At 35.7% G+C, this 14493-nt stretch carries 14 protein-coding genes and 1 pseudogene; 2 read left to right on the plus strand and 13 right to left on the minus strand.

Annotation, left to right across the window (positions count from 1 at the left end; all coding sequences use genetic code 11):
- Positions 1-90: 90 nt before the first annotated feature.
- The 11 genes and pseudogenes from BPOF4_RS19580 to BPOF4_RS19625 all read right to left on the minus strand — a co-directional run bounded on the left by BPOF4_RS19580 (position 91) and on the right by BPOF4_RS19625 (position 8990).
- Positions 91-729 (minus strand): TVP38/TMEM64 family protein, encoded by a 639-nt coding sequence (locus tag BPOF4_RS19580; protein WP_003322320.1) that lies wholly within the window; start codon positions 727-729, stop codon positions 91-93.
- Positions 730-799: 70 nt separating this feature from the next.
- Positions 800-2140 (minus strand): serine hydrolase, encoded by a 1341-nt coding sequence (locus BPOF4_RS19585; protein WP_012960991.1) that lies wholly within the window; start codon positions 2138-2140, stop codon positions 800-802.
- A gap of 299 nt (positions 2141-2439) precedes the next feature.
- On the minus strand, positions 2440-3147 hold the full coding sequence (locus BPOF4_RS19590) for a hypothetical protein (protein WP_012960992.1): 708 nt from the start codon (positions 3145-3147) through the stop codon (positions 2440-2442).
- Between the two features lie 4 nt (positions 3148-3151).
- Complete coding sequence (locus BPOF4_RS19595; RefSeq protein WP_012960993.1) at positions 3152-4486, minus strand: MDR family MFS transporter; 1335 nt, start codon at positions 4484-4486, stop codon at positions 3152-3154.
- A 66-nt stretch (positions 4487-4552) separates the two neighbouring features.
- Complete coding sequence (locus tag BPOF4_RS19600) at positions 4553-4948, minus strand: four-helix bundle copper-binding protein (RefSeq protein WP_420796446.1); 396 nt, start codon at positions 4946-4948, stop codon at positions 4553-4555.
- Positions 4949-5117: 169 nt separating this feature from the next.
- Positions 5118-5804 (minus strand): M15 family metallopeptidase, encoded by a 687-nt coding sequence (locus tag BPOF4_RS19605; RefSeq protein ID WP_238446523.1) that lies wholly within the window; start codon positions 5802-5804, stop codon positions 5118-5120.
- A 99-nt stretch (positions 5805-5903) separates the two neighbouring features.
- Positions 5904-7267 (minus strand): annotated as a pseudogene (locus BPOF4_RS19610) (IS1182 family transposase).
- A 99-nt stretch (positions 7268-7366) separates the two neighbouring features.
- Positions 7367-7522: a hypothetical protein gene (locus tag BPOF4_RS22310; protein WP_012960996.1), complete on the minus strand. Its 156-nt coding sequence runs from the start codon at positions 7520-7522 to the stop codon at positions 7367-7369.
- Between the two features lie 92 nt (positions 7523-7614).
- Positions 7615-8172, minus strand: a complete 558-nt coding sequence (locus BPOF4_RS19615; protein ID WP_012960997.1) for a TVP38/TMEM64 family protein — start codon at positions 8170-8172, stop codon at positions 7615-7617.
- A gap of 320 nt (positions 8173-8492) precedes the next feature.
- Positions 8493-8732: a hypothetical protein gene (locus BPOF4_RS19620; RefSeq protein ID WP_012960998.1), complete on the minus strand. Its 240-nt coding sequence runs from the start codon at positions 8730-8732 to the stop codon at positions 8493-8495.
- Between the two features lie 3 nt (positions 8733-8735).
- Positions 8736-8990 carry a hypothetical protein gene (locus tag BPOF4_RS19625; RefSeq protein ID WP_012960999.1) on the minus strand — a complete coding sequence of 85 codons (255 nt, stop codon included), beginning with the start codon at positions 8988-8990 and terminating at the stop codon, positions 8736-8738.
- A 560-nt stretch (positions 8991-9550) separates the two neighbouring features.
- Between BPOF4_RS19625 and spoIIP the strand changes: the two genes are divergently transcribed.
- Complete coding sequence (gene spoIIP / locus BPOF4_RS19630) at positions 9551-10696, plus strand: stage II sporulation protein P (protein ID WP_012961000.1); 1146 nt, start codon at positions 9551-9553, stop codon at positions 10694-10696.
- A gap of 283 nt (positions 10697-10979) precedes the next feature.
- On the plus strand, positions 10980-11816 hold the full coding sequence (locus BPOF4_RS19635; protein ID WP_012961001.1) for a cupredoxin domain-containing protein: 837 nt from the start codon (positions 10980-10982) through the stop codon (positions 11814-11816).
- Positions 11817-11886: 70 nt separating this feature from the next.
- On the opposite strand, the gene BPOF4_RS19640 is transcribed toward BPOF4_RS19635, so the two are convergent.
- Positions 11887-12306, minus strand: coding sequence for a rhodanese-like domain-containing protein (locus tag BPOF4_RS19640; protein ID WP_238446524.1), 420 nt, complete (start codon positions 12304-12306; stop codon positions 11887-11889).
- A 200-nt stretch (positions 12307-12506) separates the two neighbouring features.
- On the minus strand, positions 12507-14423 hold the full coding sequence (gene asnB / locus BPOF4_RS19645; protein WP_012961003.1) for an asparagine synthase (glutamine-hydrolyzing): 1917 nt from the start codon (positions 14421-14423) through the stop codon (positions 12507-12509).
- Positions 14424-14493 lie beyond the last annotated feature (70 nt).

Genomic DNA, 14493 nt, shown 5'->3' on the forward strand with positions numbered 1-14493 from the left:
TTCATTTAGTTAGATTGTTATAATGGGTAGCCTCTTCAAGAGTAAGCTAAATTCACAAAATCGTTTTTTAAACACTATTCTACCTAGTAACTAAACATTTAACCAAGAGACTTTTCTTTTTATTTTTAACGCTGTAATACCTACAACAATAAGGAATAAGAATAGATATACAATATATTGTTCCTCAAATGAAATCAGTCCAATAGATAAAATAGATAGTACAAATACAAAGATAGCGTGACCAAACATAGTACTAAGTACGTAATCTTTGGTTTTTATATTACTCATTCCACATGAAATATTTATAATACTAGACGGAATTACAGGTGTAATGCGACTCACTAAAATAACTAGGAACCCATTCTCTTCAATCGTTTTCTTTATTTTCAAATGATTGTGTTTAAAGATCTTCCCTTGTGAAAAATACCTCGCTATATAAAATACAATCACAGACCCGATAATATTTCCGGCTAAACTCCAAAGATACCCATAAAAGAAACCAAATAACCAAATATTGAACATGGTGAGAACTAAAAATGGTAGAAATGAGAATAGATTTTGCATTATCATAAGTCCCATGGTTATTAATAAGACAATTATTAATTCATTGCCGATTAGTCTTTTTAATTCTATCCATTCACCAGCTTTCAGATATAAAAACCAATCATTTTGGCTAAAAATTAAAATTTTGAAGATAAGTAGTGTTACTAAAAATAATAATACTTTCATTCTATTTCACTCTCCTTCTAGGAAAGAAATAGAGAGGTATCATCTAGACTTAGATGTACCTCTCAGATGATTAGAACCAACCTTTAATTGCGTTATAAAGAGTTACCCATAGTTCTGAGAAAAATCCACCTACTGAACGAAGAACCAAGCTAAAGAAACCTGCCTCTTCAATCGCTTCATTTGTTATTACATCTACTTGGGCAATATAATGACTATCTATAAATTCATAATCATTTTCTCCTACATACTCTAACGATATCGTTCCTATTTTCTCTCCTTTTTCTACAGGAGCAATTAGCTCGCCATTCTCGTTTAAACGTTCTTGGTCAAAAGTAACTACAGGAATATAATTGTCTCTTTCTCCTACACGCACGAAACTTATTAGACTTTCGTCAGTAAAAACAGCAACTTCATGTTCTTTCCCTTTCGAAACTCCAACGGTTTCCTGTCCCTCAGGTCTATATCCTTTAGGGATAAGTTCTTCTATTGAAAATTGTGAAAAACCATAGTCTAATAGTTTTTTAGTCTCGCTAAAACGTTCTTCAAGTGAGCTTGTCTTTGTTACAACTGTAATTAATCGAACGTTATCTCTTTCAGCAGTTCCAGTAAAGCTATATCCAGCTTGAGCAGTATATCCCGTTTTCAAACCATCTACGTCCGGGTATCCATAAACTAAACCAGGGAGCATCCAATTCCAATTATCCATTTGGATAAAGTCCTCTGTTCCTTCTTTAAAGATTTTTCTTTCAATACTAGCTGTCTCTAGAACTTCTGGATAATCTTTTAGTAAATGAAAAGCTAACTTCGCAGTTGCCCTAACCGTTAATTCGTTCTCATCCTTTTCTGTCGTTCCTTCTGGGTGCTTTCCTAAAAGATATTGGTTCGGTAGACCTGTAGAGTTAACAAATTTATAATCAATTCCATACTCCCCTAATTCCAATTGCATTGCTTTATCATTCATCATGTTAACGAATGATTCTTCTGATCCAGCAATTAGCTCTGCTAATGCCATCGTAGCACCATTAGCTGAATATATAGCTACTGACTCATAAAGTTCTTTAACTGTATATGTTTCATCTTGCCGTAAATAAACGTTGGAAAGATTATTATTATGTGATATTTCACGAACGAGGTCACTTATAGGAACGACCTGTTCCCAAGATATTGCCCCATTATTAATAGCCTCGAGAACTAAATATTCACTCATCATTTTTGACATGCTAGCAACTTTTAATAATTCATTTATATTTTTTTGTAATAAGATCTTTCCAGAGGTAGCATCTACAAGGATAGCTGAGTTTGTATTTATATTTGGATTCGCACTAACTGACACGGGAGAAGTTATTAATACATTTGTTATCACCAATAATAAAACTGCCTTTATAAAACTTTTTTTGAATCTTATTCTCACTTTTTCTGCCTCCAGTTCCAATTCTTTATTTAATATTCATTATTTATAATTAGCGACCTTACTACTATATTAGCGTACCTCTTAATTGTGTTTTTTTTGTGGACTTCTATCAATTTATATTTTTTTAAACGTCAGCTCATCCATTTCTATGCTTAGAAAGTTATTCTGGTAGTTTTTTCAATCGTATAGTATTCGTTTTATATTCACACTAGCCTTTGTAGGATTATAAGCAAAAAGAAAAAGACAAGAATTTTTGAGATTCAAGTCTCTGATAAGGCGTGATAAAATATTTCATGCATTTACTTTTCCTTTACTTCTATCCAAAAAGGAAAAGCAATTATTTGTTCTGCAAATTTAAATTCAACCCATAGTTTGTAAAAACCGCTATCTATAAATTGAGCAACAAATACTGTTTCATGATCTGAATTAGGATGCACATGAATAAATTGCTTTACTTCATCATCAATGATTACTACATGTCCAAGAGCCCCTAGATAAGGTTCAGGTTTCTCACCTTTGAGATCGAAATGAAGTGTAACATCTTCTCCGATTTTCAATGGACCGTGAGTCATTTCAACGATCTTCCCACTAATTTCCTTTATCTTTTCTTTGTTAGGAATAAGGTTCATTTCATTATGACAGAAATGAGTATGATTAAGTATATTGTCCTCTATTGCATTCGCTTCAATTAGATAATGTTTCCCTTTCGGATTTATATCAACAAAAGCCTTATAAGATGTAAGATCACGAAGAGGGAGCGTTACTTCATACGTATACAAATCAATTTGCTCAGGATGTAAATGATAAAACTCTTGCAAATCATCACTGACGACGATCAGGTGCATATATTTCTCATGTGTTTGTAATAGCTCTAGTGGGCTCCCTTCTCGATCTTCTAAATGAATATTCAAAATAGAGTCCTGATATGTAATGGTTGTAATGATATCGTTTTCGGCTGCGCCCATGTGCATATGATGTTGCATTTCATGATGTTGATGTTGTTCCATTTGATTATCTTCCTATCTCTGTGGATGATTTTTTTCTGAAAAATACTTCTTGTTCCCAACCACTAAACGGATGAGAGCGGTTTTTCGTAGGTCCCGGTTGAACTCTTGGTGCGTGTCTCGGCTTATCATCTTGTGTCGTAGCCTTTTGTAATAATTGTTCAAGTGGCTGCCATTTCTTGAGTAATAGAACAACCAAGAATAACGCTACCCCTGTTGCTCCATACACGACCCACGGTAAATAACTAACTTCTGTTCCGATTTGAAGTAATTGACCACCAATAAAGTTTCCACCAGCTTCACCTAAGCCTGACATCACATTCGCCAATCCAAAGAAGAGACCGATCAATCCGGCTGTCGATAACTGTGAAATTGTACTATCGATAGTTGGTAAGATAAGCATTTCACCTACAACAAAGATGGCACCACTTAAAACAAGGTGAAAAAAAGATGTAGCAAAGTAAAGAGAACCGACTCCAAACCCAATAAATAACATCCCGAATGCAAGTGCGGTTAACGGATGTAACCTCTGAATAACTTTTCCTGTCATCACGTTTTGAGCCAAAATGACAATCCCACTATTGATCGTCCAAATCAAAGCCACATTACTTGGATCAGGCAAAACCTCCGTTGCCCGTAGTGGAAGCGTTAAAGCTAACTGAGCATACAAAGCCCAAATCACAACACTTACTACACCAAACATAATAAAAGGTTTGTTCTTAAACACTTCCTTATAAGCACCCGATGGGATAACGGGACAATTTGCACCTCCGCAATTTTTCGGAAGGAAAAACCAACTCTTTAATGCGAGTACCACATAAATAACTCCCGCTATCCAAAAAATCAACTTAGAGGATCCTGTCACAACAAAGAAGATAATAAGGCCAGCAGCTGCTGTTCCGATATTAGCTGCAATCCCACGCATCGAAAAGGCTGTCGTTTGCGTTTCTTCTGATGCCAGTGCCGCAATGGCCGCCTTGGTTGATGGAGCATTCAATCCATTGCCAAGACCTGTAATCAGTGAGGCTACAAGTAACAATCCAAATATATTAAAGAGTCCAAAACCGATTAATCCAACTGCACCAATCATGGCTCCTAACCCAATAATGAACCTTCTGCCAATACGATCTGCCAAAAATCCTCCGAGTAAGCTCCCAAATTGAAATGATATGGCATTCATTGCTAAGATCATTCCTATTTGCGCTAGAGATAATGCTGCATCTATTTTTAACATAATCGGTAACATAGGAATCACTAAGTATGTTCCTAAATGGGAAAGCAAGACTCCGAATAATAAAATCAGCATGGTACGATCTAATTTTTTAATGTCTTGTATAATCATTTGATCCCTTCTTTAACAGATATTGAACAAAAACAGGCAACCTTGATCACCTGCTTTTGCTCGATTTTAAGCTACCATTTTACGGCATTCTTCTGCACACTTGCGGCAGTAAGTAGCACATTCCTGGCAATGAGCGTCTTGGAACTTCTCACAGTCAGTAGCACAGGCTTCGCAGATCATAGCACACATTTCACAAAATTGTTTTGCAAACATACTTCCACGTGACATCCACTGAGATGCCATTGAACAAATATCTGCGCTGTCTCTTAACATACTGATACAGTGAGTTCTAGCTTGGACATCAGGCTCTTTTAGACATGATGATAAACATTCTTCGCATGCTTGCATACATTTGTTGCAAGCATCAATACACGCCTGATGTTGGTGTATAGTTGAATCAATCAAAGTGGTCATTTTACATCTCCTCCCTTCTTTCTTATTATTTAATAGACCACTCCACATAAAACTAGTAAATATTACCAGTTTGCACAAAGAAGAAGTATTAAAGGAAATTTGTTCAAAATTTAATTATTAATCATGATACCAAAACGTAAATAAGCCCCCTTGCGAAGGGAGCTAAGAAAAAAAGATATTAGTTTTTTAACTTTAATTAAAATCTACTCTTCAAAGCTTACTCAAATCCTAAGTATTCTTCTAACGTTAACCCTTGTTCATGAATTATTTTGGCCGGCTCTTTGCCTACAAACCGAAGATGCCATGGCTCGTATTGATAACCTGTAATTTTTTCTTTATCTTTTGGATAACGTATGATAAATCCAAACTGCGCAGCATTTTCCTTAATCCATTGTCCCTCAGGTGTATCTTCAAATGAGGTGACTAATTGAAAATTCACTTCCGGACTAGTTACATCCATGGCTAGACCAGTTTGGTGCTCACTATGCCCAGCATTCGCACTTACTCGACTTGCCTTTTCTTTACCGGTTCTCTCAACATAATACGCAAAGATATTTTCCTGTCGTTCATAAGAGCGATACCCGGATTGAGCATAAAGATTTAAGTTTTCATCATTGGCTTTTTTAAATAAATCTTCAAGTGCTGCCGCTGCTTCCTGTCGTATTAAGCGTTGAGGCAGCTCCTCAATGAACGGAAAGGGGACATTTGGCTCAACTAAATCCGAAGGTACATAGTCTTTTGGTAAGCCCCGCTCTTTATCTATTAATAAAAGAACATCATCTAATTGCTCTTCCGTGTAAGATTCCCATGGTTTATCTTTATCAAAATCTTCTTGGGATTGTTCGCCTTTATCAATACTATTTTTTATTGGAGCACTATCTAAATCATCGTTCTTATTCTTCATTTTTCCGTCGTCTGTTGATAAGTGAATCAATTTCATAAAGCTCAAATCAAAGTGCCGATAAAAGTCGAATTTTCTTCTGACATCTTTAAAAACAAGTGATTAAGCAGCTAGATTACCTTTTACTTCAGAAGAACATTTAGCTATACGATCACACGCGAGCTTCGCTCCGTTATAAACCAATTGTGTCAAATCAAACTGTACCTTTGCTCGCTTTCCTTTGCAGTAACGAACGTTGTTTAACTGGAAGAATCCTTTGAGATAAGCGATGACTCGCTCGACGGAACTTCGTTTCTTGTAGAGGGTTTTCCAAGCTTTGGACCCTCTGGCTGGAGCTGTGTAACGACGCAAATCAGTGGTGATTTTCACTTTATACACCTTTTGACACAACGTATCTTCAGCTAAAGGGCAGCCGCTGCACTCTTTCGGACGTGTGTATTTGAGCATCTCGTACTTAGAGTCATAACTATCATAACGATAGGAATGTTCTCGAACACAAGTAGGGGCAAAGTGCGGATCAAACCCTTCCATCTCAGATTCGTTTTTCTTGTTGTAAGCAATGACCGATTGAGCACCCATTCGATAGATTTGTTCGTAAATCGCTGGGTAGTCATACCCCGCATCGAGTGTGCTAAAGCTAATTGGAAGCTCAGATAAACGCTCTTGAACCCCCTTTAATAAAGGGATTGCGGCTTTTCCATCATTTAAGTTTCCAGAAGAAAAGAGCGATTGAAGGATGTATTGACTCTTGGTGCCAACCGCAAAGTTCCTTTGTAACCAAACCAAAAGACGTTCTTGCCTTCGCTGTTTTTCTTGATGCCCCATTTAGGATCGAGAGGAACCGAAGATCGTAGTTCAGCTAATGACACGTCAAGTTGATCTTCTATCTTTTTCTCGAAAATCGGAAGCGCAGCTTCTCGCTCAGTCTGTTCTTGAAGCCATTTTTCTTGCTCTTCTTTGGTTTTTCGTCCACGTTTTTTGGGTGTAGTTTTGGGCTTCTCTTTTTTCACGGGCGCTTGATCACGCGCTTCAATATGAGTCGCATCGATGGCGATCGTGTCATCGGTAATAAACCCTTCGTGAATGGCCTGAAGGATGAGCGTTTCTTGAACGCGTTCAAGAACAGGCGAGTCGACTAATTTAGAGAGCATTCTTGAATAAGACGCTTCGGATGGAATCGCATCAGAGAGAAGAAAACCACAATCTAAACGGAACATATAATCATGTTTGAGCCGTTTAATTAAGTCCTTTATCGTTGGGATTCGCTCGAGAATTCTAGCGATAAGAGAGTAGAACATTGCTGCATAATTAAGCTGAACAGGTGCGCCGTATAAGGCTTTTTTTGAAACCACAGCTAGCACAGGATAAATATCAATCGTTGAAAAGACGGCTTCAAATCGGTGGGTAGGTTCTAAATCATATAAATCTTGCAGGTCAAATAGGCTTCCTTGTCGTATAATAGTCATAAGGGAGTCTTCCTCCAGTCTTTAGTTTTGTTGTGGTAACTAACTAATTCGACTTTTGGGGAGGTACTCCTTTTTTTGTGTCTTGAAAACCTTGCGAGACTAAGGGTTCAAATTATGAAATTTGTTCAAGTAGTCACTTAATAACATTTCTTTATTTTCTTCTTTTGTAGAATCTGTTAATAGTGAATTTTCTTTATAAATTACAATTAAGATTCCAAATACCACTGCTAGTGCAGCAATGTAAAAATACCTCATTTAATACATGACCTATCCTTTCTATGTTATTACAGCAAGCGTTACAATTTAGCGTGGTTACAGATTTTAAAATTTATTAGTAAGTGGCTGATTCAAGCAGAAGTGGGTTGCTTCCTTTTTTTCCAAACAACAAAAATTAAATAAATCGCTACAATGCTAAGGATCATTTTTCCTTGCCACTCAAATTGAGTAATCTGATAAACTGAATACGCTTCAATCAAAAGCGCAGGTATTTTACCTATTGAGCTTGCAATAGCAAAAGTGATAAATGAAACACTACCAATGGCTCCTGCAAAAGTAACCAGACCTGAAGGAACAAATGGAAGAAGACGAAGGGATAAAATCAAGTAAAAGGCTTCTTTTCCTTTCAAATGTACTAACTGTTTTAATTTTGGGTACTTGTCCAACGGTTTCTGAGAAAATTTTTTCAACCCTTTTCGATACAAATAAAATGCTATGATGGCTCCGAGCGCTTCTCCAACAAAAGAAATAAATGTCCCCATCCAGAAACCAAAAAAAATTAAATTTGCTGCGGTCACAAAGAAACTTGGAATAACTCCTAATACAGCAACAATAATACTAATTCCAATACTAATGAAGATTGCAAAGTGTTCATACTCTTGAAAGTAATATATAAGTCGATCCTCCATTTTCCCCTCCACTATTTGTCTTCATAATGATTTCAACCCTCGTATTTTTAATAGATCTCCATAGACCCTTACGTTTTATTTTTCGTGTATTGTTACTCTGATCAAGAACTATTATTCTATCGTTCAATTATGTAGAAAATATGAAGTTTTTTAAATTTTGGTATTATCTTATAGTAACTTTGTTTATAGACAACAAAAGACTCCTACAACAAATTGATAGGAGTCAATGCCATTATTCTTTCATGCGTCATTTGTTTTCTTCGATTACCAACATTACATTAATCTTTTACAATGATTACTCTATAACATGAGCATTTTCCTTAAGATGACTTTGACTTTTTTAGTTCCTCTAAAGATGCAGTCAACTTTTTATTTTCTTCCATTAACTTACTCATTTGTTTTTGTGCTTGCTGCCAATCTTCAGATGAGTTAATTAAATTCTCATTCTTATTTTTTTGCGTCCCATTAGGGGTACTCTGCTTAGCCATCTTGACGGCTTTCCAACAGAAGAACAGACAAACGATTTTAATCGCAATAAATACTAGTAAAAATGTGTTCAATTGTTACAACTCCTTTCGTAATCCGTCCATTTCTTTCAATAGTTTTTGATTATCCTTTTCTATTTTCTCTATTTGTGAATGCATTTTTTGTAACTCGATCGATTCAGAAACTGATTCTTCGTTGTTTACTGGATTAGCAGTTATGTTTTTTTTAGGCGAACAACAGGTAGAACTTCCACCGTGCTTGCCCATGCCTTTAACACAAGTTAGGCTTAAGAGAACAAGAACACCAAGTAAAAGAAATGTAACTAAATCCATTTCGCAAAACCCCCTTCATCAGTTCGACTCCCTACAGAGCACCAAGAACCTCTCATAAAAAATGTAACAAAAGAATTTGATAGAAATATGAAGAAGTACAAAAAGATTAGAAAATTCCCTATATTATTTAAAACTCGTTTCTGTTTATGAAAAAAACTTATTCCACTTTCATGTTGCTAAACACAACAATTTTTCATAACACTCTATCAAAAATCGTATAATCAAATTGTGAATACCGTTCCTACATTGACCGTACTTTCAATATGAAATGTTCCACCATATTGTTTCTCTCTCAATACTTCTAAGCCGTTGATCTCTGGCATCATGATATCAAGTAAGATTCAATTAAACTGTTGCTCTTGCCCATTTATTAGTTCAAGCTCTTCTTTTCCAGATCCCGTTATTGTTAACTCATATTCATCCCCCCGTTATGATAAATCTCTTGCTCCTCTATTAAAAATCAAAAGTACCACTTAAATTAATAAACCTTTGTAGAATAATATTCTTCTAGTTTATGACTTGCCGACATATCTATTAACGAGTGAAAGGAGAGGTCACTATTGAAACCTAGTAAAACTCACTCTACAATCCTATCCATACAAAATGTGATAACTACTTTAATTTTAAGTATGATATCCATCTTTATAATTATTGGAGCATTAACAACCTTTCAAACATCGTTAACTAGTGTATCCTTCAAACGAGCAGCTAATGATTTTACAACTGATTCCCTCTTCTATTTGATAAGTAAGGAGAATCACTATTTTTCTGAAGTATTACCAACTGAGAGTCGAAATCCTTCATTAGGAAAAATAGCCTTTGAGATAATGACAAGTATAAATTTAGGTGATCCAAGAACTTTTCTAGGGAGAGAACTTCCTGGGTTCTCCTTCTATGATGGAACAATTGTTGTCGCTGGAGAAGGATCTGATTTTACAAACATGCCTACTTCTGAATCAGCGCCCCCAATGGATGTCATTCTTGCTGAAAGAGAGGCAGCTTCTGAGAGTTTGGCAAATATGAACGAAGAAACTTCTGATGAAAGTAATGATATGAGCGCCGAATCTCAAGTAACAGAGAATAACATTGTTCATATTATCCATTCACATAGTCGAGAGTCATTCCTGCCTGAGTTAAAAAACGTATCTGAACCTAATGACGCTTGGCATGCAGAGGTCAATGTTACTTTAGTAGGCGAGAGATTAGGCAACGAATTAGAAAAAAGGGGAATTGGAACAGAAGTCGACAAAACTGATATAAGTGGTATGTTAAGCGAACGTGGTTGGAGCTATCCTCAGTCCTATGAAGCGTCAAGAGATCTTATAAAAACAGCAATGGAAAACAATCAAGACTTGGAATTCTTCTTTGAAATTCATCGAGATGCATTACGCAGGGATATAACAACCGTTACAATTAATGGGATAGAATATGCGCGAACGTATTTTGTTATAGGAAAAAATAACCCTAACTATGAGAAGAATCAAAAACTAGCTGAGGACTTGCATTATTTACTTGAAAAGCATTATCCAGGGTTAAGTAGAGGGGTTCTTGTAAAGGACGGAACTGGGATTAACGGTAGATATAATCAGGACCTTTCAGAAAACTCCATACTAATTGAAATGGGCGGTGTAGATAATACTTTAGGGGAAAGTTATCGGACGAGTGAAGTATTAGCAGACATTATTAGTGAATATTATTGGAATTAAACCAAGAAGATGAGTAATTAAATTTCCCTTAGTATATTACTTAACATATATAGCGCGAAGTAGCCCTAATACTGCTTTGTATTTTGGCAAAACGCTCTTCAAAAAAAAGAAAAAATATTTAAATAAATTGGACTAATACCATGTTAGGGAAGCCCAATTCAAGGTAGTTAATTTATGGGCCTTCTTCTCCCCGTCTTGTAAACATTCCGAAGAAATTGTAACTCTTGTAAATAGTTAATCTTTTAAGCCAATAAAAGTAAGAACTTGAAGGGAGAGAAATAAATTGCTAAAACCACTTGTACTCATTATTATTTTTATCCTTTTGCTAATATGGTTAATAAGTCTTTCTTATTTTTTCAAAGAGAAATTAAGCAATATGATAGGGATGGTTGTTTCTATGACTCTAGGAATGATCACTGGATTAAGCATAGGTACATTTTCTGCAATTTTTTTCCCGAACTTCTTTTTTGAAATGACTGTTTTAAGTATGTTAGTAGGCGGAATCATTGGTGTAGTGACAGGATTCCCTCATTCCTTAATCGCGATTATAGATGGACTCCTTTCAGGCGTGATGGGGGGAATGATGGGGACGATGTTAGGTGTTATGATTTCTCCTGAACATTATAACCAAATTCTAAACATCATGAGTCTTTGGACTGTCGGGATTTTCTTTCTGATCTATTTACTTTTAATTTATGAAATTAATATGGTAACAAACAAGAAATCTTTGACTTTACACCCACTTCCGTATTTTACGCTTGTTTGTTCGTTTATTCTTGGCTTTCACTACTTTACTATTGAGTTTAATGACAGAACAAACCACCATGCCAATCATGTATATAATCAGGAAGTAATCGTGGCTGCGAATGAATATCAATTTGGTCCAGATCAGGTTCAAGTATCACCTGGTGAAGAGGTAACACTAACACTCGTTAATAACGGAATAGAACAACATGATTTTGAGATTAAAGGGTTGGATTTCCATCTTCATGCGATGCCTGGCACTTCTGAAAGTAAGTCAATTGTTTTTCCGAAATCTGGTTCGTACGAAGTAATTTGTACCATACAAGGGCATGAATCTGCTGGAATGACAGCTACTATAATCGTTACGGAGTTATGAGACAGTTTCCCTACTTACTTCAACCTAAGTAGGGAAAAGTATTTTTGATGTTTTAAAAGGAATTGAATCTTTATTCTATTGAAAGAGGACCATCCCATACAGCCATTCCACCGCCGAAATTTGCTACTTTATCATATCCTTTTTCCACAAGAAAGTCGGCACTTTCAACCCCCATTCTTCCTGTATGGCAAATAAGAATAATGCGTTTTTCTTGGTTTAATTCGTCATAGCGATCTTGAAACTCTTCATAGGGGATGTTGATGGCACCAGATATATGTCCCTTCCTATAGAGCTCTTCTTCTCGTAAATCAACCATTTCTACGTGTTCGTTACCAACTTCCATTAGTACTTCCTCTTGGTCAATATCATCCCATTTTTGACTTATAGGATCCTCTTTTACAATAGGTGCTTGGAATGGGTTAACAGTGATTAAAACTGATATTCCTATTACGATGATAAAACTTAATGGTAAAAGATATTTCCTCATCATTTCTCGCTCCTTTTTCTAGTTCTATATTTTTCTTTCTTATTTAAAAGCTTAGGGAAAAGGATATGTCTTTAAACTGGAACATGTCCCCCCATAAGGTAGGAAACAAGCGTTGTAATTCTTAGAAAGTATCCAACATATAGCAAAAATAGCCGAACATGTTGAATAAAGTTATTCAACATGTTCAATGAAAAAATTCAAAGCTATTTACTATGCTCCATAGAAATATCAAACTCATAGACCTTTTCAATAAAGACTTGGTGCCAAAGCATGAAAGTCAGTACTGTCCATAATGGACGGCTATAATCCCCTTTGCTCTTAAACATTGAACTCTCAGCCAAATTAGTTCTACGATGTTGTTCAAGCAACTGAAGAATCTCTTTTTTCTTAAATAAGTAGTCAGTCTGACTATCCATAATCAAATTCTTTGCCCAATCGTACAATTCATTTTGTAGCCAATGTCTAATTGGGACAGGAAATCCTAGCTTAGTTCGATTGACAATATGCTCTGGTACAATGTGCTTCATTGCACATCTAAGAGCAATTTTCGTTTGCGATTTATCAACCTTTAAAGTGGGATGAAGATTAGCAGCTACTCTAAAGACTTCTTTATCTAAAAATGGAACACGGAGTTCTAATGAATGCGCCATTGTCATTCGATCAGCTTTCACAAGAATATCACCTCGTAGCCATGTCTGAAGATCGATATATTGCATCTTCGTAATATCATCCAGGTGTTGAATTTGCTCATAAAATGGCATAGTGATCTTTTCATAGTTATAATCTGATTGATACTGGCTCAACAACTTAAATTTATCGGCTTCCGAAAACATTTTTGCATTCCCAATGTAACGCTTTTCAATCGGGGTAAGCCCACGTTCTATATAGTTTCTCCCCTTTACTTTTTGTGGAACTCTATTAAGAATGAAATTCATCATTTTTTTCCCGCTATCCGGAAGAGTTGATAAAGGACGGAGTGACAAAGGCTCTTTATAAATTCGGTAGCCTCCAAACAGTTCATCTGCACCCTCGCCAGATAGAACAACTTTTACATGTTTGGCAGCTTCCCTTGCTAGAAAGTAAAGAGGAATAGCTGCTGGATCCGCAACGGGATCATCTAAATGCCAAATAATTTTAGGAAGTTCCTCAACAAATTCAGTAACTGAAACTTGATAATAAGAATTTTCAACCTCCAATGCCTCCACTGTTTGCCTCACAGGATTTAGTTCATGATAACCTTCTTGCTCAAATCCTACAGTAAATGTTTTAATGTCAGGATTAATTTTTTTCGCTAATGTTACTATACAAGTGGAATCAATTCCTCCAGATAAGAAAGCTCCTAATGGAACATCACTTATCATATGACAATTTACAGACTCCTCCAACGTCTGTGCTATCTGTTTAGAACTTGTCTCAAGATCGCCTTGACTTGGTTTAAAGATTGGCTCCCAATATTTTGTTTGGATTAAATTCTCCCCTTTCTTTTTGATGAAATAATGGCCAGGCTCTATTTTAAACGTATCAGTTGTCATCGTTAATGGCTCAGGCACATATTGAAAAGTTAAATAATGATGTAATGCTTCCTTATTTAAAGATTTATTATTTCTTAGTGCTACCAAACTTTTTTTCTCAGAAGCAAAATATAGTTCATGCTTACTTTCACCATTTGTATAATACAATGGTTTGATACCAAAGGGGTCTCGTGCCCCGTACAAAGTTTGCTCCTGCTTGTCCCAAATCAAAATAGCAAACATTCCTCTTAAGTCAGAAAAAGCTTCTTCTTTTTTATGACTAAATAGAGCAAGAATTGTCTCTGAATCTGATGAAGTTTGAAACGTGTAACCTATATTCCCCAAGGTTTTACGTAGTTCTTGGTAATTATAAATTTCACCATTAAATACCATCCAGTAACGCTCATTTTCATAGGAGATAGGTTGATTGCCAGTTTCCACATCAATGATACTTAGCCTTTTAAATCCAAAAACGATATGATCATCCTTGAAGAAACCTGTGTCATCTGGTCCACGATGATGAATCAACTTAAGCATATTATTTAGTTCATTTTTTTCTAAATTTCCTATTTCTTTTTGTTCATTTATATATCCAACAAAACCGCACATTTTGACAACACCTCATATTTCTTTTTGTTATAGATAAGATAATGATAATACCCTCAATGTTTGTTTTTTT

Origin of the sequence: Alkalihalophilus pseudofirmus OF4 (assembly GCF_000005825.2) — a bacterium.
Taxonomy (GTDB): Bacteria; Bacillota; Bacilli; order Bacillales; family Bacillaceae_D; genus Alkalihalophilus; species Alkalihalophilus pseudofirmus.